This window comes from Stenotrophomonas sp. WHRI 8082 (assembly GCF_040223995.2).
GTDB lineage: Bacteria > Pseudomonadota > Gammaproteobacteria > Xanthomonadales > Xanthomonadaceae > Stenotrophomonas.
The window spans coordinates 1,396,059-1,420,711 of record NZ_CP167826.1 but is presented as its reverse complement, the minus strand read 5'-3'; the positions used below and the strand labels follow the sequence as shown (position 1 = coordinate 1,420,711).

The 24,653-nt window shown below is 66.7% G+C and carries 17 protein-coding genes and 2 riboswitches; of the genes, 7 read left to right on the top strand and 10 right to left on the bottom strand.

Going from position 1 to position 24,653, the window contains the following annotated elements; genetic code table 11:
* Positions 1 to 91 precede the first annotated feature (91 nt).
* The 4 genes from ABRP17_RS06345 to ABRP17_RS06330 form a co-directional block, all read right to left on the bottom strand.
* A complete protein-coding gene (locus tag ABRP17_RS06345) occupies positions 92 to 637 on the bottom strand; it encodes a TlpA disulfide reductase family protein (RefSeq protein ID WP_349985493.1) in 546 nt (181 codons plus the stop codon).
* Positions 634 to 3,024, bottom strand: coding sequence for a protein-disulfide reductase DsbD (locus ABRP17_RS06340; RefSeq protein ID WP_349985500.1), 2,391 nt, complete (start codon positions 3,022 to 3,024; stop codon positions 634 to 636). The genes ABRP17_RS06345 and ABRP17_RS06340 overlap by 4 nt, the downstream gene beginning before the upstream one ends.
* A 14-nt stretch (positions 3,025 to 3,038) precedes the next feature.
* A complete protein-coding gene (gene cutA, locus ABRP17_RS06335) occupies positions 3,039 to 3,377 on the bottom strand; it encodes a divalent-cation tolerance protein CutA (RefSeq protein WP_192082009.1) in 339 nt (112 codons plus the stop codon).
* Positions 3,378 to 3,446: 69 nt separating this feature from the next.
* Positions 3,447 to 5,240 carry an endonuclease gene (locus ABRP17_RS06330; protein ID WP_349985494.1) on the bottom strand — a complete coding sequence of 598 codons (1,794 nt, stop codon included), beginning with the start codon at positions 5,238 to 5,240 and terminating at the stop codon, positions 3,447 to 3,449.
* A 270-nt stretch (positions 5,241 to 5,510) separates the two neighbouring features.
* On the opposite strand from ABRP17_RS06330, the gene ABRP17_RS06325 reads away from it, so the two are divergent.
* From ABRP17_RS06325 to ABRP17_RS06310, 4 genes are all read left to right on the top strand, one after another.
* On the top strand, positions 5,511 to 5,801 hold the full coding sequence (locus ABRP17_RS06325; protein ID WP_188325157.1) for a co-chaperone GroES: 291 nt from the start codon (positions 5,511 to 5,513) through the stop codon (positions 5,799 to 5,801).
* A 72-nt stretch (positions 5,802 to 5,873) separates the two neighbouring features.
* Positions 5,874 to 7,523, top strand: coding sequence for a chaperonin GroEL (groL, locus tag ABRP17_RS06320; protein ID WP_188325156.1), 1,650 nt, complete (start codon positions 5,874 to 5,876; stop codon positions 7,521 to 7,523).
* A gap of 343 nt (positions 7,524 to 7,866) precedes the next feature.
* The gene (locus tag ABRP17_RS06315; protein ID WP_349985495.1) at positions 7,867 to 8,298 is read left to right on the top strand and encodes a DUF1090 domain-containing protein; all 432 of its coding nucleotides are present in this window, start codon (positions 7,867 to 7,869) and stop codon (positions 8,296 to 8,298) included.
* A gap of 246 nt (positions 8,299 to 8,544) precedes the next feature.
* Positions 8,545 to 9,639 (top strand): 3-deoxy-7-phosphoheptulonate synthase, encoded by a 1,095-nt coding sequence (locus ABRP17_RS06310; protein ID WP_349985496.1) that lies wholly within the window; start codon positions 8,545 to 8,547, stop codon positions 9,637 to 9,639.
* Positions 9,640 to 9,915: 276 nt separating this feature from the next.
* Here the strand turns inward: ABRP17_RS06310 and ABRP17_RS06305 are convergent, their stop codons facing one another.
* The 4 genes from ABRP17_RS06305 to ABRP17_RS06290 all read right to left on the bottom strand — a co-directional run bounded on the left by ABRP17_RS06305 (position 9,916) and on the right by ABRP17_RS06290 (position 18,148).
* Entirely contained in the window at positions 9,916 to 12,975 is a 3,060-nt protein-coding gene (locus ABRP17_RS06305) for an efflux RND transporter permease subunit (RefSeq protein WP_349985497.1), read from the bottom strand.
* Positions 12,972 to 16,079 (bottom strand): multidrug efflux RND transporter permease subunit, encoded by a 3,108-nt coding sequence (locus ABRP17_RS06300; RefSeq protein WP_349985498.1) that lies wholly within the window; start codon positions 16,077 to 16,079, stop codon positions 12,972 to 12,974. The genes ABRP17_RS06305 and ABRP17_RS06300 overlap by 4 nt, the downstream gene beginning before the upstream one ends.
* The gene (locus tag ABRP17_RS06295; RefSeq protein ID WP_349985499.1) at positions 16,076 to 17,239 is read right to left on the bottom strand and encodes an MdtA/MuxA family multidrug efflux RND transporter periplasmic adaptor subunit; all 1,164 of its coding nucleotides are present in this window, start codon (positions 17,237 to 17,239) and stop codon (positions 16,076 to 16,078) included. Before ABRP17_RS06295 ends, ABRP17_RS06300 begins: the two co-directional genes overlap by 4 nt.
* A gap of 291 nt (positions 17,240 to 17,530) precedes the next feature.
* A complete protein-coding gene (locus ABRP17_RS06290; protein ID WP_188325151.1) occupies positions 17,531 to 18,148 on the bottom strand; it encodes a trimeric intracellular cation channel family protein in 618 nt (205 codons plus the stop codon).
* Between the two features lie 118 nt (positions 18,149 to 18,266).
* Positions 18,267 to 18,360: riboswitch (glycine riboswitch) on the bottom strand.
* Positions 18,361 to 18,372: 12 nt separating this feature from the next.
* Positions 18,373 to 18,463: riboswitch (glycine riboswitch) on the bottom strand.
* Positions 18,464 to 18,503: 40 nt separating this feature from the next.
* Here ABRP17_RS06290 and ABRP17_RS06285 point away from each other — a divergent pair.
* The gene (locus tag ABRP17_RS06285; protein ID WP_349985939.1) at positions 18,504 to 18,773 is read left to right on the top strand and encodes a GIY-YIG nuclease family protein; all 270 of its coding nucleotides are present in this window, start codon (positions 18,504 to 18,506) and stop codon (positions 18,771 to 18,773) included.
* A gap of 253 nt (positions 18,774 to 19,026) precedes the next feature.
* Here the strand turns inward: ABRP17_RS06285 and ABRP17_RS06280 are convergent, their stop codons facing one another.
* A complete protein-coding gene (locus ABRP17_RS06280; protein ID WP_349985937.1) occupies positions 19,027 to 20,313 on the bottom strand; it encodes an NAD(P)/FAD-dependent oxidoreductase in 1,287 nt (428 codons plus the stop codon).
* 102 nt (positions 20,314 to 20,415) lie between these two features.
* Here ABRP17_RS06280 and ABRP17_RS06275 point away from each other — a divergent pair, with 102 nt between their 5' ends.
* Together ABRP17_RS06275 and ABRP17_RS06270 are read left to right on the top strand one after the other, a co-directional pair.
* On the top strand, positions 20,416 to 21,270 hold the full coding sequence (locus tag ABRP17_RS06275; RefSeq protein ID WP_188325148.1) for an NYN domain-containing protein: 855 nt from the start codon (positions 20,416 to 20,418) through the stop codon (positions 21,268 to 21,270).
* 60 nt (positions 21,271 to 21,330) lie between these two features.
* Positions 21,331 to 21,951 (top strand): glutathione S-transferase, encoded by a 621-nt coding sequence (locus ABRP17_RS06270; RefSeq protein WP_349985935.1) that lies wholly within the window; start codon positions 21,331 to 21,333, stop codon positions 21,949 to 21,951.
* A 200-nt stretch (positions 21,952 to 22,151) separates the two neighbouring features.
* On the opposite strand, the gene ABRP17_RS06265 is transcribed toward ABRP17_RS06270, so the two are convergent.
* Positions 22,152 to 24,329: a primosomal protein N' gene (locus ABRP17_RS06265; protein ID WP_349985933.1), complete on the bottom strand. Its 2,178-nt coding sequence runs from the start codon at positions 24,327 to 24,329 to the stop codon at positions 22,152 to 22,154.
* Positions 24,330 to 24,653 lie beyond the last annotated feature (324 nt).

Genomic DNA, 24,653 nt, shown 5'->3' with positions numbered 1-24,653 from the left:
AGGAAGTGGCGATGCGGATGGCATCCTTGCCATTAGCAAATGAGAATCACTCGCACAGTGTTCCGGTCCAAGGCTTCAGGGTCAAGCGCGATCAACGGCCTGTCGCCCACTCCTCGATCTCACCTTGGGCAAAAGGCCCGAGCTTGCGGCGCACGATGCGGCCCTGCGCATCCACCAGCACGCTGTAGGGCAGCAGGCCCTGTGTATTGCCCAGTCGCACGCTGGCGTCGTCGCGGCCCGGCGTGTCCAGCACGATGGGATAGCCCACTGGCACCCGCTGCAGGAAGTCCTGCACGCCTTCACTGGTGTCCAGTGCCAGGCCCAGCACCTGCACGCCCTGCTCGCCCTGCGCGTCGGCAAAGCGAGCCAACTCGGGCATTTCCTCAACGCAGGGGCCACACCAGCTGGCCCAGACGTTGATCAGCAGCGGCCGTCCACGGAACGCGGCAAGGTCCACCGGGGTCCCGGACAGGTCCGGCAGCACGATGGCGGGCAGCGGCGATCCGATGGGATCTGCAGCCTTCGCCTGCCGGGAAACGGGGGCCGCCCCACGCTCTTCCATCACGTTCCCGGCCCACAGGCCCAGGCCACCGGCCAGCACCGCCGTCCACAGCAGTGCGGGCCGCAGGCGCGTCACCGCGCAGTACGCAGCAAGGCCTCTTCGGCCAGCGCCTGGGTCAGCACCGAAGGCAGCACGATCGGCGGTGCGCCGGGGCCATACACCACGTACAGCGGCACGCCCACGGCTTTGTGCTCATCGAGGAACGCGGTGATCTGCGGATCCACGTTGGTGTAGTCCCCGCGCATGTACACCGCATTGGTCCTGCGCAGCAGGTCCTGGAACGCGGGGCGCGACAGTACGGCGCGCTCGTTGGCCTTGCAGGTGACGCACCAGTCGGCGGTCATGTTGACGAATACCACGCGGTTGTCGCCGCGCAGCCGGTCCAGCATCTCCGGCGAATAGGCCACCGCGTTCTCGCCGGCGGCCTGTGCACCGGCAACCGGCGCCGCCAGTCGGCTCACGCCCCACACCGGTACCAGCGCCGCCAGGATCACCACGCCGGCCAGCACCGCACCCATGCGCTGGCTGCGCCAGCGGCTGCGCTCGAACCACCACAGGCCCAGCGCCAGCAGCACCAGTCCGGCCAGTACAAAGGCCATCGCGTCCACGCCGCGCTGCTTGCCCAGCACCCACAACAGCCACAGGGCGGTGGCATACATCGGGAACGCCAGGACGTGCTTGAGGGTCTCCATCCAGGCTCCCGGACGCGGCAGGCGGCGGGCCAGCGAGGGCACGAAGCCGACCAGCAGGAACGGCAGCGCCAGGCCCAGGCCCAATGCCAGGAACACCAGCATCGACTGCACCGCCGGTGCGGCGAAGGCATAGGCCAGTGCCGGGCCCATGAACGGCGCAACGCACGGGCTGGCGACCACGCACGCCAGCACGCCGGTGAAGAAGTCGCCCATCGGGCCACTACGCGAGGCCAGCGACTGGCCGATGCCGCCGACACTGCCGCCCAGCGTGAAAACGCCGGACAGGCTCAGGCCGACGGCGAACATCAGGTACACCAGGGTGGCGATGAACCACGGATGCTGCAGCTGGAACCCCCAGCCGGCCGCCTGGCCCGCGGCGCGCAATGCCAGCACCAACGCGCCGATCACCGCAAAGGCCACCAGCACGCCGGCGGTGTACCACAGGGCATGCGCCCGCGCGCGCTGGCGGCTTTCACCGCTCTGCGCCAAGCCCAGCACTTTCAGGGAAAGGATCGGCAGCACGCAGGGCATCAGGTTCAGTACCAGGCCACCGGCGAGCGCCAGCAGCAGCACCATCAGCAGACCCTTGACGGTGGTCGTCGGCGCCGAGGTAGGCGGCGGCGTGCGCTGCGCATTGCCTGCGCTGGCGTCGGGGCTGGGAGCTGCGGCATCGGCGGTCCGGGCCACGGTGTTGTCATCGGGCAGCGGGTCCGGCGTTATCGCAACCAGGCGCCGCCCATCGGTGGATCCACCACTGCCGCCGTCGGTGCGCTGTGCTTCGCGCGGCAGCGCGGCCGGCAGCTCGGTCGCCGCTGTGGTGCCGGCAACGCCGTTGTCGACGGTGCCGGCGGGGATCGCAAGCTTCACCCGGCGGGTCATCGGCGGATAGCAGATGCCGTCGGTCTGGCAGCCCTGGAAGGTGACGACCAAGGTGGCATCGACCGGGCCCGGACGGGTGCGCTGCAACGGCAGGGCCACATCGGTCTGATCGAAATACACCGCGACATCACCGAAGTGCTCATCGCGGTGCGAGCGCGCCGCCGGCCAACGCAGCGGCTGCAGGCGCACGCCGTTGGCGCCTTCCAGCTTCAGCGAAGTGCGGTCGCGATACAGGTAATACCCCTTGGCCGGGGTGAAGCGCAGCAGCAGCGCATTCCCGTCGTCGACGATGGCGTCGAAGCCGAAGGCTTTCTCCGCCGGCAGCGGCAACGACTGCGTCGCGCTGGCCGTCCCGGGCAGCCGCAGGCCGCCACCGGTGCTGCCCAGCGGGCTGCCGAGCAGGGCCGCCGCGCCGCCGCTACGGACCGCTGAACCCGCTGTTCCCGTGTCAGCGCCAGCGCCGGGCAGGGCGACCTGGATCACCCGCTTCTGCGGCGGGTAGCACACGCCCGCATCGGCGCAGCCCTGGTAGCGGACTTCCACGCTGACCGTGCCGGCGTCGGCTGCCGGCTGGCCGGGCAGGGTCGCCACCAGCTGCTGCCGGTAGGTTTCCACTTCGCCGAAGAAATCATCGTGGTGGCGATCACCGGCGGGCATCTTCAGGGTGCCTGCATTGAACGCGGGATCCGCCTTGACGCTGGTGCGATGGCGGTACAGGTAATAGCCCGGTGCGATCTTCCACTGCAGCTCGATCTGGCCGCGCTGCGGGGCCGTGGCGCTGAGCGCGAACGCTTCATCCACCGGCAGCAGGTCTTTCTCGCTCAGTGCCCACGCGGGCAGGGACAGGGCCAGCAGCGCACACAGGGCAGCGCCGCGACGGACAAGCGTCATCAATCCAAAGGTGTTCAAGCGTGTTCCTCCCGGGTCTGCGCCCGGATCCAATCCAGATAGGCCGGCAAGCCGGCGCGTGCTTCGACCGCGATGCACTCGGGGAGTTCATACGGATGCAGTTCGACCAGCCGCGCCATGGCGGCATCGAGTCGGCTGGCCGTGGTCTTCACCAGCAGCTGCAGCTCGGTGTCTGTGGTCACTTCGCCCTGCCAGCGGTACGTGGACCGCGCGCCCTCCTGGCGGGTAACGCACGCCGCCAACCGCTCACCTACCAATGCGTGCGCGATGCGCTCGGCAGTGGCCAGGTCAGGGCAGGTGGTGAACAACAGCAGCACGGGATCGGCGGTCGACATCGCCGCCGAGTATAGGGCCCCGGTCCGCGCAGGAGGCCGGACCGGGGCATCAGACAGATCAGCAGCGCATCAGTTGGCCAGCTGGCAGCTGGCCGGCTTCGCTGAAGTGAACAGGGCCGGGGTGGCCCACTCGGGGTGGTCGATGAAAGGGTTGCGGTTGCCCTGGAAGCTGTAGATCACCTCGTTGCGGGCCCGCTCGGCGTCGGTCGGTGGGTCGGCCAGATGCCAGTCGATCAGGGTGGACAGCAGGCCCATGTAAGCCGGCGAGCTGCTGGTCTTGACGATTTTGCTGCGGTCGTCGGTCAGCTCCAGGTCGGGTTCGGACTGGCCAGTTGCGGCATCTTTGCCCCCCTCATAGCGGATGGCCATGTACATCACCGCGCGGGCCATGTCGCCCTTGCGCTTGCCCCACACCTCGAACGTGCCCTGGTTGCCATCCGGCGTGCGCACCCAGTTCGAATTGCCGGGATAGGCGCCGCTGCCGCCACCCTGGCCGTTGTTCGACTCGGTGGCGCGCTCGCCGCAGTTGCTGTCGCACTTGGCGAACGGCTTGTTGCCCCGGTCGGCATTCCACTGCGCATCGGTCAGGTACAGCATGTGGGTATCGGTATACGGCGCGTACGGCAGGCCTTTGTCGCCGGAGGTGCTGGCAAAACCCAGCGAGTTCGGCCAGGTGTGCTCGCGGTTGTAGGTCAGGCCGCTGCCGGTGCCCGCGCGCGCGCTGCCCTTGACGTAGCTGCGGTTGCGGTAGGCATCCAGCACGTTGCCGGCGTTGTTGGGATCTTCGTCGGCAATTTCCAGGATGGTCCAGGTACTGGTGCCCGACCCGCTGTACGGATACGCGGTGTGGCCCTTGATGGTGGCGTGCAACGAGCAGCGCAGCTGGCTGGGGCTGGAGGCGTTGACCTTGGAGTAGTACGCACCGGGGTTGCCCGGATTGCCCGGATCGGGGGTGCCGGTAGTGCTGGCCACGGTGAAGGCGATGCGTGAATCGGCCGCCGGTCGCGCGCCCTGGCTGTCGCTGATGCGGCTGGCCCGGATGTCGAAGCGGCACGCTTCACCGGCCACCAGGGCGGTGTTGGTGGAAATCTTCAGGGTGCGGCCACTGGACGGATGGTTCAGCGGCACGCTGCCGGACTGGCCACAGCTCAGCGCGAACGCGCCGCTGGCCAGGGTCACGTTCTCGCTGAACACCACTTCCAGATCGCCGGCGGCGGGGAAGGTGCTGCTGCCCTGAGCGGGCAGGGTCGTGGACACCGACGGCGGCGTGTTCGGGCCCGGGGTGCCGGGGCTGCCGCTGAAGGTCTGGCCGGTGTTGCAGGCGCCGAACGTCTGCGCGGCCGATTCGGCCCAGGTGAAATGCGTGTACTGGCTGCCGCTGCCGGTCAGCTGCAGCGAGGTGCCCGGCGCAGTGCTGTTGCTTTCCGCAACCGGGATGTTCTGGCTGGTCATGCCGGCGGCTGGGCCGCTGCCGGCGGTGATGGTGCCCTCGTAACTGAGGAACTGCACCACCTTGCCACTGGCGTCGACCAGCGCGATGCCGTCGTTGGCCCCGTTCTGGATGCCGTTGGTCGGGTAGGTCACCACCGCAATGCGGGCGCTGCCGCAGGCCGCTGCCGTGCCCGCCGGAACCGCATTGTTGGCGTACACGCTGGCTGCCGAGGGCGTGCTGCCGTTGTACAGGTACAGGCGGTACCCGGACAGGTCCTCGCCGGCCGTGGCAACGACCTCGATCGCCTCGCCGACGTCCCCGGCCGGAGTGCTGTCGTCGTAGTGCAGTTCATTGATGAAGACCTCGGCCCGGACGGGCGAGGTGGCCAGTGCCAGCAGGCAGGCAGCGGCTAGTGGTGACAGCAATCGCATCGACTACTCCTTGTGAGCGGATCCCCTGACGGCAATCTAAGCCGATTCCATGACATTTCTGTCGTATTCGGCACGCTTCTTATGGGGGTCGTGATCGGCATCACTAAAAAAGAAATTGAAGGAGCCCCTTGAAAGGGCAAGGCCGGGCTCCATCTCTGCTGTGTCCCGATCAGTTCGGGCTTTTTTCACGAGCGGTTCTGGCAGTCACCTCGGGTGAGTGCTAAAATCGCCGGACTTTTTCAGCACAATCAATAACTTGAGAGGTCTCACATGAGCAACTTGAAGCCGCTTCACGACCGCGTTGTAGTCAAGCCGATCGAAGCCGAGGAAGTGTCCGCCGGCGGCATCCTGATCCCGGATTCGGCCAAGGAAAAGTCGACCAAGGGTGAAGTCGTTGCCGTGGGTCCGGGCAAGGCACTGGACAACGGCAGCGTGCGCGCGCCGTCGCTGAAGGTTGGCGACAAGGTGATCTACGGCCAGTACGCCGGTAGCAGCTACAAGGAAGCTGGCGTGGAGTACAAGGTCCTGCGCGAAGACGACGTGCTCGCCGTCATCGGCTGAGCTGCATCCGCGCATCAAGCCGCCGGGCGTCGCCCGGCGCTACAACCGCATTTCAATTAAAAGGTAATCGCAATGGCTGCCAAAGATATTCGTTTCGGTGAAGACGCCCGCGCCCGCATGGTCCGCGGCGTCAACGTGCTCGCCAATGCCGTGAAGGCAACCCTGGGTCCGAAGGGCCGCAACGTTGTGCTCGAAAAGAGCTTCGGCGCGCCGACCATCACCAAGGACGGCGTCTCCGTCGCCAAGGAAATCGAACTGGCTGACAAGTTCGAGAACATGGGCGCGCAGATGGTGAAGGAAGTTGCTTCGCGCACCAATGACGACGCCGGCGACGGCACCACCACCGCGACCGTGCTGGCACAGGCCCTGATCCGCGAAGGCGCCAAGGCCGTCGCGGCCGGCATGAACCCGATGGACCTCAAGCGCGGCATCGACAAGGCGGTCATCGCCGCGGTTGCCGAGCTGAAGAAGATCTCCCAGCCGACCGCTGACGACAAGGCGATTGCCCAGGTCGGTACGATCTCGGCCAACTCGGACGAATCGATCGGCAACATCATCGCCGAAGCGATGAAGAAGGTTGGCAAGGAAGGCGTCATCACCGTTGAAGAAGGCTCGGGCCTGGACAACGAGCTGGACGTCGTCGAAGGCATGCAGTTCGACCGCGGCTACCTGTCCCCGTACTTCGTCAACAACCAGCAGGGCCAGACGGCCGACCTGGATGACCCGTACATCCTGCTGCACGACAAGAAGATCTCCAACGTGCGTGACCTGCTGCCGGTGCTGGAAGGCGTCGCCAAGTCGGGCAAGCCGCTGCTGATCGTCGCTGAAGAAGTCGAAGGCGAAGCGCTGGCGACCCTGGTGGTCAACACCATCCGTGGCATCGTCAAGGTCGTGGCCGTCAAGGCACCGGGCTTCGGCGACCGTCGCAAGGCGATGCTGGAAGACATGGCCGTGCTGACCGGCGGTACCGTGATCTCCGAGGAAGTGGGCCTGTCGCTGGAGAAGGCCACCATCACCGATCTTGGCCGCGCCAAGAAGGTGCAGGTTTCCAAGGAAAACACCATCATCATCGACGGTGCCGGCGACGGTGCAGCGATCCAGTCGCGCGTCACCCAGATCAAGACGCAGATCGAAGACACCTCGTCCGATTACGACCGTGAGAAGCTGCAGGAGCGCGTGGCTAAGCTGGCCGGTGGCGTTGCAGTGATCAAGGTCGGCGCATCGACCGAAATCGAAATGAAGGAAAAGAAGGCCCGCGTTGAAGACGCCCTGCACGCTACCCGCGCAGCCGTCGAAGAAGGCGTGGTCCCGGGCGGCGGTGTGGCCCTGGTGCGTGCCCTGGTGGCCGTTGGCGACCTGAAGGGTGCCAATGAAGACCAGACCCACGGCATCCAGATCGCCCTGCGCGCCATGGAAGCCCCGCTGCGCGAGATCGTGGCCAATGCCGGTGAAGAGCCGTCGGTCATCCTGAACAAGGTGAAGGAAGGGACTGGCAACTACGGCTACAACGCCGGCAATGGCGAGTTCGGCGACATGGTCGAATTCGGCATCCTGGACCCGACCAAGGTGACCCGTTCTGCCCTGCAGAACGCCGCTTCGATCGCTGGCCTGATGATCACCACCGAAGCAATGGTGGCTGAAGCCCCGCGCAAGGAAGAGTCTGCTGGCGGCGGCGCTGGTGGCATGGGCGGTATGGGTGGCATGGGCGGAATGGACTTCTAAGTCCAACGCGTCCCGTAGCACCTGCATCATCAAAAACCCCGCCGGAAACGGCGGGGTTTTTTTTGTTGGCCCGGCGGCTTTCTGTTCCGGCAACAGGATGCCTGACGCAGGCCGCGCTTCGCGCTCGCCGAGCGTGGCTCGGCGCTACCGGGTTGCATCGCCGTGGTAGCGCCGAGCCATGCTCGGCGGCTTTCCGTTCCGGCAACGCGACGCCGGGCTGCAGTGATGCGTGCCTCTGTCTCGCTGCGTTCTTACAGCCACGTCCGATGGCCGATGCGCGCTGTCTCGTTTTCACTGGGTGCCAGGGCGTACGCCTGACGCTTTTCCCACCGAGACACCTACCATGAAGAAGATCACCCTCACCGCGTTGCTGCCGCTCGCCCTGCTGTCCGCATCCAGCGCCTTCGCCGGAACGCAGACCTGCGCCATGAAGATCGACGCGATCCAGCGTCAGATGGATGAAGCCCGTCAGCAGGGCAATGTCCACCAGGCGGCCGGTCTGCAGACTGCGCTGACCCAGACCAAGGCCCATTGCACCGATGCGGGGCAGGCGGAGCGCGCTGAGCGCAAGGTGCGCAGTGCGCAGGAAGATGTCCGCAGATCGCAGGAGGATGTGCGCCGTGCGGAGCAGAACCTGCGCGACGCACGGGCACGGAACGATGAGGGAAAGATCAGCAAGCATCAGGAAAAGCTCAGCGAAAAGCAGCGTCGGCTGCGCGAGAAGCAGGATGACCTGCGTCGCACCCGCTCCGACCGGACGGCGCTGAACCACTGATTCACGTCGGGTCGATGTTGCGATTGAAACTGTTGCACTGGCGCATTTCTGTGCTAACAATACTGACCATGCACGCAGCCCACGCCAACTTTTATTGGTATTACTTTCCGAAGCCCCAGGCGGAGGAAGGACTGCGTTCACCCTGAAGAAACCTTCAGACGCATTCCCGAAAGCCGCCAGCGAACCTGGCGGCTTTTTTGTTGTCGCCGCGCTGGGGAACCCCACCCGCTTACCGAGATCCCCGCCATGCCCCCCCATACCGACGACCTCCGCATCCGCAAGATCGAACCGCTGGCCTCACCGGCAGAACTGCTGGCCCTGCTGCCCTGCGACGATGAAGCATCCGACACCGTCAGTGCCTCGCGCAGCGCGCTGCATGCCATCCTGCACGGGGCGGACGACCGTCTTGCCGTCGTAGTGGGGCCGTGTTCGATCCACGATCCGGCCGCCGCAATCGAATACGCGCAGAAGCTCAAGCCGTTGCGCGATGCGCTGGCGGGCGAACTGGAAATCGTCATGCGTGTGTACTTCGAGAAGCCGCGTACCACGGTGGGCTGGAAGGGGCTGATCAACGATCCAGACCTCGACGGCAGTTTCAACATTAACAAGGGCCTGCGTATTGCCCGTGGCCTGCTGCGCGACATCAACAAGCTGGGGCTGCCGGCCGGCGTGGAGTTCCTTGATGTGATCTCGCCGCAGTACATCGCCGACCTGGTGGCGTGGGGGGCGATCGGCGCACGTACCACCGAAAGCCAGGTGCATCGTGAGCTGGCGTCCGGCCTGTCGTGCCCGGTCGGCTTCAAGAACGGGACCGACGGCAACATCAAGATCGCCGCCGATGCCGTTGGCGCGGCGATGAACCCCCATCATTTCCTGTCGGTGACCAAGCAGGGCGATACCGCGATCGTCGCCACGGCGGGCAATCCGGATTGCCACGTGATCCTGCGCGGCGGCAAGCAGCCCAACTACGATGCGGCGAGCATCGCCGATGCCTGCCAGGTGCTGACCAAGGCGCATTTGTCCACGCGCCTGATGGTCGATGCCAGCCACGCCAACAGCCTGAAGAATCCGGACAACCAGCCCAAGGTAGTCGATGACATCGCCGCGCAGATTGCCGGCGGTGAGCAGCGCATCGTCGGGGTGATGATCGAGAGCAACCTGGTCGGCGGTCGGCAGGAGCTGGTGGAAGGCCAGCCGCTGGTGCACGGCCAGAGCATCACGGATGGCTGCATCGACTGGGCGACCACCGAAGTGGTGCTGGAGCGGTTGGCCGCTGCCGTGCGTGCGCGCCGCGAGGCCTTGGCGGCGCGGGAAGCAGAAGTGGAAGCGCAAGCCGCCTGAGCGGTGCAACGTGTGTGGAAGACGGTTGCTGCCTGCGGGGGCGCGCCGTCTTCAGCGGTGGCTGGCGGAGTTGGCAGCCATCGCGGCCGCATCGGCGATGCGCCTGGGACGGGATGCATTGAACCCGTTCCAGGTTCATCGCCGGGGTGGTGGACGAGGTGGTGTTCGCGATCTGGCGTGTGGGGTAAAGCCGCCTGGTAGAGCCTCGCTGGTAGAGCCGACTTCAGTCGGCTGCGTGCGGGTCGCGAGTGCGGGGGCAGCCGACTGAAGTCGGCTCTACCGGGGCCGCTGCAGTTTTGCCAGCGCGAGATATATCGCCGGGGTGGTGTACAGGGTCAGCAGCTGGCTGACCAGCAGCCCGCCGACGATGGCGATGCCCAGCGGGCGGCGCAGCTCCCAGCCTTCGCCGCCGCCGAGCATCAGCGGCAGGGTGCCCAGCAGCGCGGCGATGGACGTCATCAGGATCGGTCGCAGGCGCAGCCGTGCCGCCTCCATCACCGCATCGTGCGCGCTGAGACCGCGCCGCTCGGCGGCCAGGGCGAAGTCGACCAGCAGGATGGTGTTCTTCATCACCACGCCGACCAGCAGGAACAGCCCCAACAGCGAGATCAGGTTGAGTTCGTTGTCGAACAGCAGCAGGGCGAGCAGGGCGCCGACGCCGGCCGACGGCAGCGTGGACAGGATCACCAGCGGCTGCAGGAAACTTTCATACAACACGCCCAGCACCAGGTACACCGCCAATGTGGCGCCCAGCAGCAGCCACAGCTGCCGTTGCCGCATCTGCTCCAGGCCGGCCGCTTCACCGGACAGCTTCGCCTGCACGGTGGCGGGCAGCATCAGCGTGGCCATGGCGCCGTTGATGGCGGTGACCGCCTGCTCCAGACCCACCCCAGGTGCCAGCGCGAACTCGATCCAGATGGAGGCGAACTGCTGGCTGTGGGAGACACGGTCCGACGCCATGCCATAGCGCCACGTGGCCACACTGGACAACGGGATGCGCTGGCCTTCCGCGCCGACCACCTGCAACTGCTGCAGCGTGGTCGGGTCCTGGGTATGCCGCGGGTCCAGTTCCATCACCACGCGGTACTGGTTGAGGGTGTCGTACAGCGTGGCGACCTGGCGTTGGCTGAAGGAGTTGTTGAGCACGGTGGCGATCGTGCGCAGGTCCACGCCATGGCGCGCGGCGGCTTCGCGGTCGATGTCCAGCACCACTTGGCGCATGCCGGCCTCGCCCTGCGCTTCCACATCCACCAGTTCCGGCAAGGACTTCAGCGCGGCGCTTACCTTCGGCGCCCACTCACGCAACGGCGCGAGGTCGGCGGCCAGCAACTGCAGTTCCTGCTTGCCGCTGTCGCCGGCGCCTTCCAGGCGGATGTCCTGGTCCACCCACATGTACAGGTTGCCGCCAGGCAGCGGTGGCAGGTTCGCGCGGAGGCGCTCGATCACCTGCTGGCTGGATATCTTGCGTTCGGCCAGTGGCTTCATCTTGATCATGATGAAGGCATTGTTGACCCCCATGCCGCCGCCGATGTATCCGATGATGTCCTCGATCGCCGGGTCATCCAGCAGCAGCTGGCGGTAGGCACTGATCTTGGGCTGCATTGCCTGGAATGACAGGCCGTCATCGCCACGCGCGAAGCCACGCAGCTGCGCGGTATCCTGCTGCGGCACCATGCCCTTGGGTACCTTCTGCAGCAACCAGGCATTGAGCGCGATCACGGCGACGAAGGCCAACAGCGGCCAGCGGAGCCGCTGCAGGCCCTTGTCCAGCGTGCGCAGGTAACCCGCGCGCACCCGCTCGAACAACGCGTTGCTGCCACGCTGCCATCGCGATGGCGTGCGCTGTGCATCGGTGAACAGATGCGCGCACAGCATCGGCACCAGGCTCAGTGCCACCACGACCGATACCGCCATCGCGGCCACCAGGGTCAGCGAGAACTCGCGGAACAACCGTTCAACGAAGTCATCCATGAACAGGATGGAGACGAAAACCACTGCCAGCGCGAGGTTCATCGACACCAGCGTTGCGGACACTTCACCCGCACCGCGTATCGCCGCCTGCCACCGATCGGCACCCAGCTCGCGATGGCGTGCGATGTTCTCCAGCACCACGATGGCGTCGTCCACCACCAGCACGGCGGCAACGATCAGTGCCATCAGCGAGAGCGTGTTGAGCGAAAAGCCCAGCAGCGCGATCAGGGCCAGCGTGCCGAACAACACGACCGGGATGGCCACGCTGGGCACCAGTGCGGCACGCCAGTGACCGAGGAAGCCGAGCACCACCAGCACCACCAGCACGATCGCCAGCAGCAGGGTCAGCTCGGCCTCGTGCAGGGTGGCGCGGATGACCGGCGAGCGATCCATCACCAACTGCATGTCGACGTTCGCCGGCAGCAGCGCATGCAGCTGGGGCAGTTGCTGCTGGATGGCGTCCACGGTGGCGATGATGTTCGCGCCGGGCTGGCGGCTGATGATCAACAGCACGGCGGGACGTTCGTTGTGGAAACCACTGGCGTAGCGATCCTCTACGCCGTCCGCGACTTGTGCCACGTCACCCAGCCGCAAGGGGCGACCGTCCTTGATGGCAAGGGCGAGTTCGCGGTACTGCGCCGCTTCGCGCAGTTGCAGCGGTGCCTCCAGCTGCCACTGCTGCTGCGCGTTGCCCACTGCCCCCAGCGGCCGCAATGCGTTCGCACGCGCGATGGCCTGCGATACGTCATCCAGGGCCAGCCCGGCGTGGTTCAACGCGTTCGGGTCCAGCGATACCCGCACGGCGGGCAATGCGCTGCCGCCGACCTGCACCCCGCCCACGCCGGGTACCTGTGACAGCTTCTGCGCCAGGACGGTGGAGCCGATGTCATACAGCTGGCCCGGCGACAGTACGTCCGATGTCAGCGCCAGGGCCAGGATCGGTGCCTGCGATGGATTGACCTTGCGGTACTCCGGCATGCCGGGCATGCCACTGGGCAGCTGGCCGCGTGCCGCATTGATGGCGGCCTGCACTTCGCGCGCCGCTTCATCGATGTTGCGGTCGAGCACGAACTCCAGCTCGATCTCCGTCTGCCCCTGCGAACTGGATGATTCGAGGTTCGTGATACCGGGAATGCTGCCGAGTGCGCGCTCCAAGGGCGTGGCCACCGTGGCCGCCATCGATTCGGGCGAGGCGCCGGGCAGGCTGGCGCTGATCTCGATGGCCGGATAATCGACCTGCGGCAGCGGTGCCACGGGCAGCAGGCGCAGCGCCATCAGGCCGGCCAGCACGAGGGCGACGGCGAGCAACGTGGTGGCGACCGGCCGCTGCACGCAGGCCTGGGCAATGCGCGCGCCCGGGTTCACGCCTTGGCCCCGCCGTCGGCCGGGATCGGAGCGGCCACGCGACGGCGCTGCAGGCGGTCGAAGGCGAGATAGATCACCGGCGTGGTGAACAAGGTCAGTACCTGGCTGACCAGCAATCCACCCACCATCACCCAGCCAAGCGGCTGGCGCAGTTCGGCGCCCGAGCCGCTGGCCAGCATCAGCGGTATCGCCCCGAACAGGGCCGCCAACGTGGTCATCAGGATCGGCCGGAAGCGCAGCAGCGCCGCCTGGTGGATCGCCTCGCGCGGCGCCATTCCCCGGGTGCGCTGCGCATCCAGCGCGAAGTCGATCATCATGATCGCGTTCTTTTTCACCAGCCCGATCAGCAGCACGATGCCGATCACCGCGATCAGGTCCAGGCTGCGCCCGCTGATCCACAGCGCGGCCAACGCACCCACCGTGGCCGAGGGCAGCGTGGACAGGATGGTGATGGGATGGATGAAGCTCTCATAGAGCACGCCCAGCACGATGTACATCACCACCACGGCCGCCAGGATCAGCCACAGCGTGCTGGACAGCGATCCGTTGAAGGCCGCAGCCGCGCCCTGCAGGCGCAGCTCGATGCTGGCCGGCAGCGCGATATCCGCCCGCGCGGCCTCGACCGCGGCGACGGCGGCGCCCAGCGATGCACCGGGCGCGAGGTTGAACGACAACGTGGCGGCCGGGAACTGGCCGACATGGTTGCGCAGCAGGGGCGCAGGGCCTTGTTCGATGCGCGCCACCGCGCCCAGCGGCACGGTCTGGTCCTGGGCATTGCGCACGCGCAGGCCGGCGATCGCATCCGGTCCGGGCTGGTGCGCAGGATCCGCCTCCAGCACCACGCGGTACTGGCTGGCCTGGGTGAAGATGGTGGAGATCTGCCGTTGCCCGTAGGCGTCGTACAGCGCATCGGCTACCGCTTCCACGGACACGCCCAGCCGGGCCGCTGCATCGCGATCGATCACCACGCGCGCCTGGCGGCCCTGCATCTGCAGGTCGCTGGCCACATCGCGCAGCACCGGCGAACGTTGCAACGCCTGCAGCAGCCGCGGCGTCCAGTCCTGCAGTGCATCGGTGTCCGGGCTGGTCAGGGTGAACTGGTACTGGCTGCGGCTGATGCGGTCTTCCAGGCCGAGTTCCTGCACGGGCTGCAGATACAACCTGATGCCGGGGATGTCGGCCACGCGCTGCTGCAGGCGGGCCATCACCGAAGCGACGTCGCCGCGTCCCTCGCCGCGTTGGCCGTGCGGCTTGAGCTCGATCAGCAGGCGGCCCGTATTGAGGGCCGCGTTGTTGCCATCCACACCGATGTACGACGACAGGCTGGCCACCGCCGGGTCCTGCTCGATGGCCGCGGCAAGGGCCAGCTGGCGCTGGCGCATCGCCTGGAACGAAATCGCCTGCGGCGCTTCGCTGATGCCCTGCACCAGCCCGGCGTCCTGCACCGGGAAGAAGCCCTTGGGGACAGCGAAGTACAGCGCCACGGTCAGCAGCAACGTCGCCGCAGTGGCGATCAGCATCAACGGTTGGCGCTGCAGCACCCAGTGCAGCTGGCGGTCGTAAGCGGCGATGACACGGTCGAACATGTCGCCGCGCTGGCCGCTGACCCCTTCGTGCTTGTTCGCGCCGGGGCGCAGGAAGCGTGCGCACAGCATCGGCGTCAGGGTCAGCGAGACCAGCAGCGAGATGCCGATGGCCACGGCCAGGGTGATGGCGAACTCATGGAACAGCGCGCCCACCAGATCGGCCATGAACAGCAGCGGGATCAACACGGCGATCAACGATACCGTCAGCGATACCAGAGTGAAGCCGATCTCGCTGGCGCCTTTGAGCGCTGCGGTCATCGGCGTCTCGCCTTCTTCCACGTGCCGCGCGATGTTTTCCAGCATCACGATGGCATCGTCGACCACGAAACCCGTGGCAATGGTGAGTGCCATCAGAGTGAGGTTGTTGAGCGAAAAGCCGGCCAGCAGCATCACCGCGAACGTCCCCACCAGCGACAGTGGCACCGCGACACTGGGAATCAGCGTGGCCGAGGCACTGCGCAGGAACACGAAGGTCACCAACACCACCAAGCCGATGGCGAGCACCAGCTCCTTCTGTACGCCGCGGACCGACGCGCGGATGGACTCGGTGCGATCACTGAGTACCTGCAGTTCCACGCCCTTGGGTAGCGCCGCCTGCAACTGCGGCAGCAGCTCGCGCACGTGCTCCACCACCGCGATGACATTGGCCCCCGGCTGGCGCTGGATGTTCACGAGCACCGCAGGCGTGGTGCCGGACCACGCTGCCAACTGCCGGTTCTCGGCACCGTCGCTGATGCTGGCCACGTCGCCCAGCCGCAGGGGCGCGCCGTCGCGCCACTTCAGTACCAGCGCGCGGTACTCCGCGACGCTGCGCATCTGGTCGTTCGCATCGAGCATCACCGCGCGGATCGGCCCGTCGAAACTGCCCTTGGGCAAGTTGACGTTGGCGGCGGCAATCGCCGTGCGGACATGGTCCATGCCCAAGCCGTTGGCGGCCAATGCGGCAGGGTTGACCTGGATGCGTACGGCAGGGCGTTGGCCGCCGGCCAAGCTGACCAGGCCGACGCCCGGCAACTGTGACAAACGCTGCGCCACGCGCGTATCGACCAGGTCGTGCACCTGCGGCAGGGCCATGCCCTGCGAGGTCACCGCCAGGGTAAGGATCGGGGTGTCGGCCGGATTGACCTTGCGGTAGACCGGCGGCACCGGCAGGTCGTCGGGCAGGAAACTGCCGGCGGTGTTGATCGCCGCCTGCACGTCCTGTTCGGCCACGCCCAGCGACACCTCCAGCCCGAACTGCAGCGTCACCACCGAAGCGCCACCGGAACTGGTGGAGGACATCTGCTTCAGTCCCGGGATCTGGCCCAGCTGCTTCTCCAAGGGGGCAGTGACCATCCGCGTGGTCAGCTCGGGGCTGGCACCGGGATACAGCGTGGTGACCTGGATGATCGGGTAATCGACCTGCGGCAGCGCCGCCACCGGCAGCAGCCGATACGACAGCACGCCGGCCAGCAGCAGCGCCACCATCAACAGGGTGGTGGCGACCGGGCGCAGGATGAAAGGCCGCGACAGATTCATGCGCCGTCCTGCGCAGCGTCCTCGCTGATGATGCGCACGGCGCTGCCGTCTTCCAGACCGTCGATGCCTTCCACCACCACCTTTTCGCCGGCCTTGAGCCCGCTGCGCACCGAGACGCGGCTGCCATCGGCCGGTCCCAGCACCACATCACGGCGTTGCGCCTTGTCATCCTGGTCGATCACATGCACGTAGTTGCCTTTGCTGCCGAACTGCACGGCGGCATCGGGAATCACCACGGCATCGTGCGCACCGAGCTGCAGGCGGATGTTCACGAACTGGTTGGGGAACAGCGCGTCATCGGCGTTGTCGAACTGCGCGCGCAGCTTCAAGGTGCCGGTGGCCGTGTCGATCACGTTGTCCACGCTGGACAGCACACCGTCGCCCAGCGCGGCGCGCTCTTCGCGGTCCCAGGCCTGCACCGCCAACGCCGGCGTGGCGCGCACGGCATCCAGCAGCGCCGGAAGTTCCGGTTCGGGTACGGTGAACAGCACGCTGATCGGCGCGGTCTGCGCCAGCGTGACCAGGCCATCGGCATCGCTGCTGCGGATCAGGTTGCCTACGTCCACCCGTCGCAGGCCGAGCCGACCGCTCACCGGTGCGGTGATACGGGTGTACCGCAACTGCAGGCGGGCTTCGTCCACCGTGGCCTGGTCGCTCAAGCGTCGCCCCTGCAGCTGCCGGACCTTGCTCTGCTGGTCACTGAGTTCCTGCCCGGACACATAGTTCTTTGCCTGCAGCTCGCGGAACCGCTGCAGCTGGCGCTCTGCATTTTCCAGTTCGGCCAGGTTCTGCTGCTGGGTGCCCTGTGCCTGGGCGAGACGCACCTCGTACGGGCGCGGATCGATCTGCGCGATCAGCTCGCCTGCACGGACGTCCTGGCCTTCGTCGACATGCAGCTTCAGCAGTTCACCATCGACGCGGCTGCGCACCACCACGCTGTGCAACGGGGTCACGGTGCCGATGGCTTTCAGCCGCAACTGCAGCGGTTCGGCGCTGGCGCGCGCCACGCGCACCGGAGTCGGCTTGCGGCCGCCTTCATCGGTTGCCGGAGCAGCGTGCGGCCACGCCCACCATGCGATCAGTGCAACAAGCGCGACGAGGGAAGCTGCCAGCAGCAGCATGCGGTTACGGCGAAGGCGCGACGGTTCGGCAACGGACATGGGGCATCCTGCACCCTGCGCTGGCGCAGGGTAGTACTGCGCCAGGGACACGACTGCATCGCCTGGCAACGGGGGGAAGGGTTGTCTGGCGGGGCCGCAGAGGCAGCGTGGCTGGATGCCGCCGCACGCAGCGACGGGGCCGCCATGGTAGCCAATCGCACGGCAGATTTCCGCATGACCAAGGTCATGGGGGTGGCATGCCGGCGCGTGACGCCCGTCAGCAGAACTTCGGTAGTGACGGCCGCTGGCCGTCAATCGAACTGACGGCCAGCGGCCGTCACTACCGGTTTTTCAGTGCACTTCGTCGTGGTACACGAACTTCGGCATTTCCCAGCGGTAGTGGATCGCCAGCAGGCGTAACGCGAACCCCCCGCCCAGGCAGCACAGGATGGCGATGTTGTCGGCCACGTTCCAGCGCAACAGCAGCAGGTACGCAGCACCGGTGAGCAACGAGATGATCGCGTAGAGCTCTTTCTGGAAGATCAGCGGCACCTCGTTGCACAGGATGTCGCGCAGCACGCCGCCGAACGCACCGGTCAGCATCCCGGCGATCAGCACGATCGGTGTGGCGTGTCCGGTCTCGCGGGCGATCGCGCAGCCGATCAGGGTGAAGGCGATCAGCCCCAGACCATCCAGCACCAGGAACGTGCGGCGGAAGTGGTGCATCCAGCGCGCCACCCAGGTGGCGATCAACGCAGCGCAGACGGTGAATCCGAGGTACTCCGGGTGCTTCACCCAGGCCAAGGGGTAATGGCCGAGGATGATGTCGCGCAGTGAGCCCCCGCCCAACGCGGTGACACAGGCGATCATGACCACGCCGAAAAGATCCATGCGGCGGCGTCCTGCGGACAGGGCGCCGGTCATGGCTTCGGCGGAAATAGCGATCAGGTAGATGATGGACAACAGCATGGGCAGGCTCCGGATGCGGTGGGACGCCGCTGACGGTAGAACCGACGTGAGTCGGCTGACGGACGGCCACGCAAGGCACGCACCGATGCGCGCGCATCAATGAATCAAGGTGACCGGTGCCGCTCCCGCTGTCCTTTTGCCTGAGAGTTCAGCGGATGAAACCGCGTGCCCCTTCGGCGGATCCTTGCGGACCTCTCTCCAGCTCGGCGAATCGGATACATGGTTGGTGGGATGCCATCCCACCGGCCTGAGCGATCATGGGAGCCTGCGCCTTCGGCGGGTGCCAGCGTGGCACCACTCTCCTGCATCCGGCGCGTAGTGTAGCTGCTGGCCGCCGTTGGGCGATAATCGCCGCATGCCCTGCCTGACTGCCCCGTGGTTTCTGTACCTGCTTGAATGCCGGGATGGCAGCTATTACGCGGGGATCAGCACCGACGTACAGGCACGCTTCGCCGCCCACCAGGCCGGCAAGGGGGCGCGTTACACCCGCGCGCGCCCACCCCTGCAGATCCTGGCCGTACGCCAGTATCCAGACCGCGCGGAAGCCTCGCGCGCCGAGTGGCAACTGAAGCAGCTGCCGCGCGCGAAGAAGCTCGCATGGCTCAGCGGCGCCATCGGCCAATGACGCACGACCGATAGAGCCGCTTGGTAGAGCCGCTTGGTAGAGCCGACTTCAGTCGGCTGCTCTTACCGCACCACCGCGCAAGCCGACTGAAGTCGGCTCTACCGGTAGGCCCCATCTGTCGGCCCCATCCGTAGATCCGATCCGTAGACCCGATCCGTAAGCCCCACCCGTAGGCCCATCCGTGGCCGCAACCCGTGGGCCCATCCGCAGACCCCACCCGTGAATCCCACCCGTCAGCGCAGCGGTCGCGCCGCTACACCGAAGGTGGCGGATCCTTCGGCGGCTTCACGTCACCGAAGATGATCCGTGCGCTGCGCTGGTAGCTCCAGTACGCCACGGCCCAGTTCAACAACACCACCATGCGGTTGCGGAAGCCGATCAGGAAGAACACGTGGGCGGCCAGCCAGAACCACCACGCCAGCACGCCGGAGAGCTGCAGCTTGCCCAGGTGCACGATCGCGGCCATGCGGCCGATGGTGGCCAGGTTGCCGTAGTCGGCGTATGTGAAAGCGCCCGGCTCCGGCTTGCCGTGCAGGCGCGCACGAACGGTGTCCGCTACGTGTTTGCCCATCTGCTTGGCCGCCGGTGCGACGCCTGGCACCGGTCGGCCATCGGCCTGGGTCAGCGCAGCCAGGTCGCCGGCCACGAACACTTCCGGGTGGCCGGGCAGGGTCAGGTCGGGCTGCACCTGCACGCGGCCAGCGCGGTCGAGCGGCACGTCCAGCGTGGCGCCCAACGGCGATGCGGCGACGCCAGCCGCCCACACCACCGTGCGTGCGGGAACGAACTGATCGCCCAGCTGGAAACCGAGGCTGTCGATCGACGTCACCGGGGTGCCGGTCAGTACTTCCACGCCCAGTTTTTCCAGCTGCCGACGTGCCTTCAGCGAGAGCACGTCCGGGAACGTGGACAGCACGCGCGGTCCGGCTTCCACCAGGCGCACCTTGGCCGACGCCGGGTCGATGTGGCGGAACTCGTTGCGCAGGGTATGCCGGGCAATTTCGGCCAGCGTGCCGGCCAGTTCCACGCCGGTCGGGCCACCGCCGACTACGGCGAAGCTGAGCCACGCCGCCTTCTTTTCCGGATCCGGCTCGGCCTCGGCACGCTCGAAGGCCAACAGCAGCTTGCGTCGCAAGGCAATCGCGTCATCCAGCGTCTTCAGGCCGGGCGCATCCTTGGCCCATTCGTCATGGCCGAAATAGGCATGCGTGGCGCCGCTGGCCAGCAGCAGGGAGTCGTACGTCATCGAGGTGCCATCGGCCAGATGCACGCTGCGCGTCACCTTGTCGATGCGGCTGACTTCGCCCAGGCGGACTTCCACGTTGCGCTGTTGGCCGAGGATATGCCGCAGCGGTGCGGCGATATCCGGTGCGGAAAGGCCTGCCGTCGCGACCTGGTACAGCAAGGGCTGGAACAGATGATGGTTGCGGCGGTCGATCAGGGTGATGCGGATGCGCTCGCTGGCCAGGGCGCGGGTCGCCCAGAGGCCGGCGAAACCGCCGCCGACGATGACCAGGTGGGGGGTGCGCTCGCGGGACATCGCGTGGCTCCAGTAGGGGGGCGTGGGGATGATCGCATGTCACGGCGGGGTACGCCGGGCTGGAACATACTGTCCTCTGCCCATCGTCAGCCTGGAGTCGGTATGTCAGAGTCTGAAAAGCGCATTGCCCTGTTGATCGACGCCGACAACGCGCCTGCCGCGAAGATCGAGGAAGTCCTGGCCGAGGTCGCCCGCCACGGCGTGGCGAACGTGCGCCGTGCCTACGGCAACTGGAAGAGCCCGAACCTGAAAAGCTGGGAAGCGGTGCTGCACGAGTACGCGATCCGCCCCATCCAGCAGTTCGCCTACAGCCGCGGCAAGAACGCGTCCGACATGGCGATGGTGATCGATGCGATGGACCTGCTGTACGCCGGCAACCTGGATGGCTTCGCGATCGTCTCCAGCGATGCCGACTTCACCCCGCTGGTGATGCGCCTGCTGACCGATGGGGTGAAGGTGTACGGCTTCGGTGAAAAGAAGACGCCGGAGCCCTTCGTCAACGCGTGTTCCAAGTTCACCTATGTCGAAGCGCTGGGCCAGGCGCATGTCAGCGCGCCGGAGATCGAAACGGGTGCGGTGTCCGCAGGTGAAACGAGCAGCGAGGCACGCCCCCGAAAGACCGGCGCGGAGATGCGCAGCGATACCAAACTGGTGAACCTGCTGCGCCGCGCGGTGGCATCGGCGGAGGGTGAGGACGGCTGGTCGCACCTGGGGCCGGTCGGTAGCCAGATCGGCAACCAAGCGTCGTTTGATCCGCGGAATTATGGCTACGGCAAGCTCAGTGACCTGCTGGCGGCGATCGGCCTGTTCGACATGAAGAAGGAAGGCAAATCGTCTTTCGTACGCGCGCTGGCGAAAAAGCCGGCTGCAAAACCTGCCGCAGGACAAGCGCCGAAACCCGTCGCCAAACAGGCGAGGAAGCAGGCAGCAAAAAGCGGCAAGCCAGATGTCGCGTGATGGGCGTATCGTAGCGGTCCCGCGCCTGCCGGGCGCCCGTTTGCCCGCAAGAGAACCAACATGCTTAAGATCTGGGGCCGTCGCAATTCGAGCAATGTGCGCAAGGTGCTGTGGTGTGCCGAAGAGATCGGCCTGACCTACGAGTCCATCGAAGTAGGCGGCAGTTTCGGCGGTACGCAAGCAGTGGAGTACCAGGCGATGAATCCCAACGGACTGGTGCCGGTGATTGAAGACCACGGCCTGCCGCTATGGGAATCCAATGCGATCGTGCGCTATCTGTCGGCGCGTTATGCGTTGGGCAGCTTGTACGACGAATCGCCGATCGTGCGGGCGCAGAGCGAGAAATGGATGGACTGGAGCACTTCCCGCATGGCGCCGCTGTACAGCGAGCTGATATGGGGGGTGATGCGCACCGCGCCGGCAGACCGCGACGAAGCGCGCATCAACGCGGCACTGGTGAAGGCGGGCGATCTGCTGGCGATGGCCGATGCGGAGCTTGCCAAGCAGCCCTGGCTGTCCGGCGACCACTTCGCGATGGGTGACATTCCGCTGGGGTCGCTGGTGTATGCGTGGTTTGAGATGCCGATCCAGCGCCCCGACCTGCCGCACCTTGCGGAGTGGTACGCGCGGTTGCGCGAGCGCCCTGCCTACCAGCGCGGTGTGATGACCGGCATGAGCTGAGACGGCCGCGCGCCGCAGTGCGTCGGGGGGGCGGCACCGGTAGAGCCGACTTCAGTCGGCTGCGGTAGATCTCGCGAAACGCAGCCGACTGAAGTCGGCTCTACCGGTCGGCTGCGGCGGGACCGGTCGGCGAAACCAGCGGGCGAAACCGGTCGGCGAAGCCAGTGGGCGATACCAGTCCGCCCCGTTCCCTGACGCGCTCAGTACAGGTCCATCGGATCCACATCCAGCGACCAGCGCACTTTGCGTGCTTCCGGCAGGCCGTGCAGCAACGGGGCGACGTGGTCCAGTACGGCGTGCAGCAGTGGCCGCTGCGCGCTGGACAGCAGCAATTGCGTGCGTTGGTATCCCGCACGCCGGGGCATGGGCGCGGGCATCGGGCCGAATGCTTCCAGGTGCGGTTGCTCGCCCAGCAGGCCGCGTGCAGCCAGCAGGAACGCGTTGGCCTGCTCGACCTGCTGGGCTTCGGCCCGTAGCAGGGCGAGATGGGCAAACGGGGGAAAGCCCGCCGCGTGGCGCTGGGTCAGTTCGGCCGCCGCGAACGGGTGGTAGCCGCCGTTCACCAGGGTTTCCAGCAGCGGATGGCCGGGATGGTGGGTCTGCAGCCAGACTTCACCGGGATCGCGCGCGCGGCCGGCGCGACCTGCCACCTGGATCAACTGCTGGGCCAGCTTCTCGTTGGCGCGGAAGTCCGACGAAAACAGGCCTTCATCGATGCCGACCACCACCACCAGGGTCAGCTTGGGCAGGTCGTGGCCCTTGGCCAGGATCTGCGTGCCGACCAGGATGCCGGGCTGGTCGCCCAGCGTGGCCAGTTGCTGCTCCAGCGCGTCGCGGCGCGAGGTGGTGCTGCGATCAATGCGCAGCACCGGCACGTCCGGGAACGCCTGCAGCAAATGCTCTTCCAGTCGTTCGGTACCGATGCCCTGTGGCTGGAGGGCCAGGCTGGCGCAGGCGGGGCAGGCCAGCGGCGCCGCTTGGCGGGCACCGCAGTGATGGCATTGCAGGCGGCGGCCGGCACCGTGCACGGTCATGGGCGCATCGCAGCGCTGGCAGGGTGCGGTCCACCCGCAGTCGTGGCACAGCAGCACCGGCGCGTAGCCACGGCGGTTCTTGAACACCAGCACCTGCTGGCCGTTGCGCAGGTGTTCGGCGATGCCCTCCAGCACCTGCGGCGACAGGCCATCGCGCAGCGGGCGCTTGCGCACATCCAGGATGCGCACGCGCGGCGGCCGCGCCTCGCCGGCGCGCTGCTTCAGCCGAAGATGCGTGAAGCGGCCAGCGTGTGCATTGTGCAGGGATTCCAGGGCCGGGGTCGCGCTGCCCAGCACGACCGGTACGGCCAGCGCCTTGCCGCGGACCAGGGCGAAATCACGCGCGTGGTAGCGGATGCCGTCCTGCTGCTTGTAGCTGTTGTCATGTTCTTCGTCGACGATCAGCAACCCCGCCTCGGGCAACGGCATGAAGATCGCCGAGCGCGTGCCGACGATCACCCGTGCTTCGCCGCGCGCTGCGGCCGCCCAGACGCGCGCGCGCTCGTTGTCGTTCAACCCCGAGTGATATGCGTGCACCGCGATGCCGAGGCGACCGCGGAAGCGCGCAAGGGTCTGTGGGGTGAGGCCGATCTCCGGCACCAGCACCAGCGCCTGCCGACCCTGTGCCAGACACTGGATGATGGCCTGCAGGTAGACCTCGGTCTTGCCGCTGCCGGTCACCCCGTCCAACAGGAAAGGCACGAATCCCGTTGAGGTGGTGATGGCCTCAACGGCCGCCGCTTGATCCGGATTCAGCGTCGGGCCGCCCAGCGGGCTGGCCTGCATCGGCGCCACGCTCAGCGCGACACGTTCGGCCAGGCCGCGCTTGCCCAGACTGCGTGCGGCGGGGCGCCAGTCCTCCATCCGCGCAGCGATCACGTCCTCGTCAACGACCGCGTCGGCCAGCAGTTCGGCCAGCTGCCGCGGCCGGCTGCCTGCGCGCAGACCATCACGCTGATCGCGCCCGGCCTGCGTGAGCTGCCAGCCCCAGTGATGGGTGTCCGGCATCGGCTCGCCGTGGCGCAGCGGCCCGGGCAGGGCCATCGACAGCACCTCGCCCAATGGGGCATGGGTGTAGCGGGCAAGCCATTGCAGGCTCGGCCACAGCTCGCCCTGCAGCACCGGCTGCGGGTCCAGCCACGCGATGGCCTGACGCAGGGAGGCGCCCTCCTCGGCCGTACCGTGTCCGGCCACGACCCCCACCAGTTCGCGGGGTCCGAACGGCACCTTTATGCGGCAACCCACGACGTCGCCCGCGGCCGCGCCATCGGGCGGCAGATAGTCGAACAACTGCGGCAGCGGGACGGGGAGGGCAACGCGCAGGGTGGGTGACAGAGCGACCATGCACTCAGTGTAGCGGCCCGTTCAGCCGACTCGCGACCCGGGTTCAGCGCTCTCACACTTCAGTGAAGACAGCCTAAACACGAGCTAAATATAAGACTCCATTGGATATTCAGGGTTATCCACATCTTCTGTGGATAAGTCTGTGTGTTAGCGGCGGTGTAACGCGCCAAGTCCCGATGCCGACAGCCGCATTGTTCTCTTGGTCAAAAAATAGCCACACAATATTTGTCTTTAAAATCAACGTGATGAATGTGAAATGCCGTGGAAACATGAGCCGGGCTGCGTTTTGGCATCAGCGAACATGACGGTCCATGACGCTGTGCA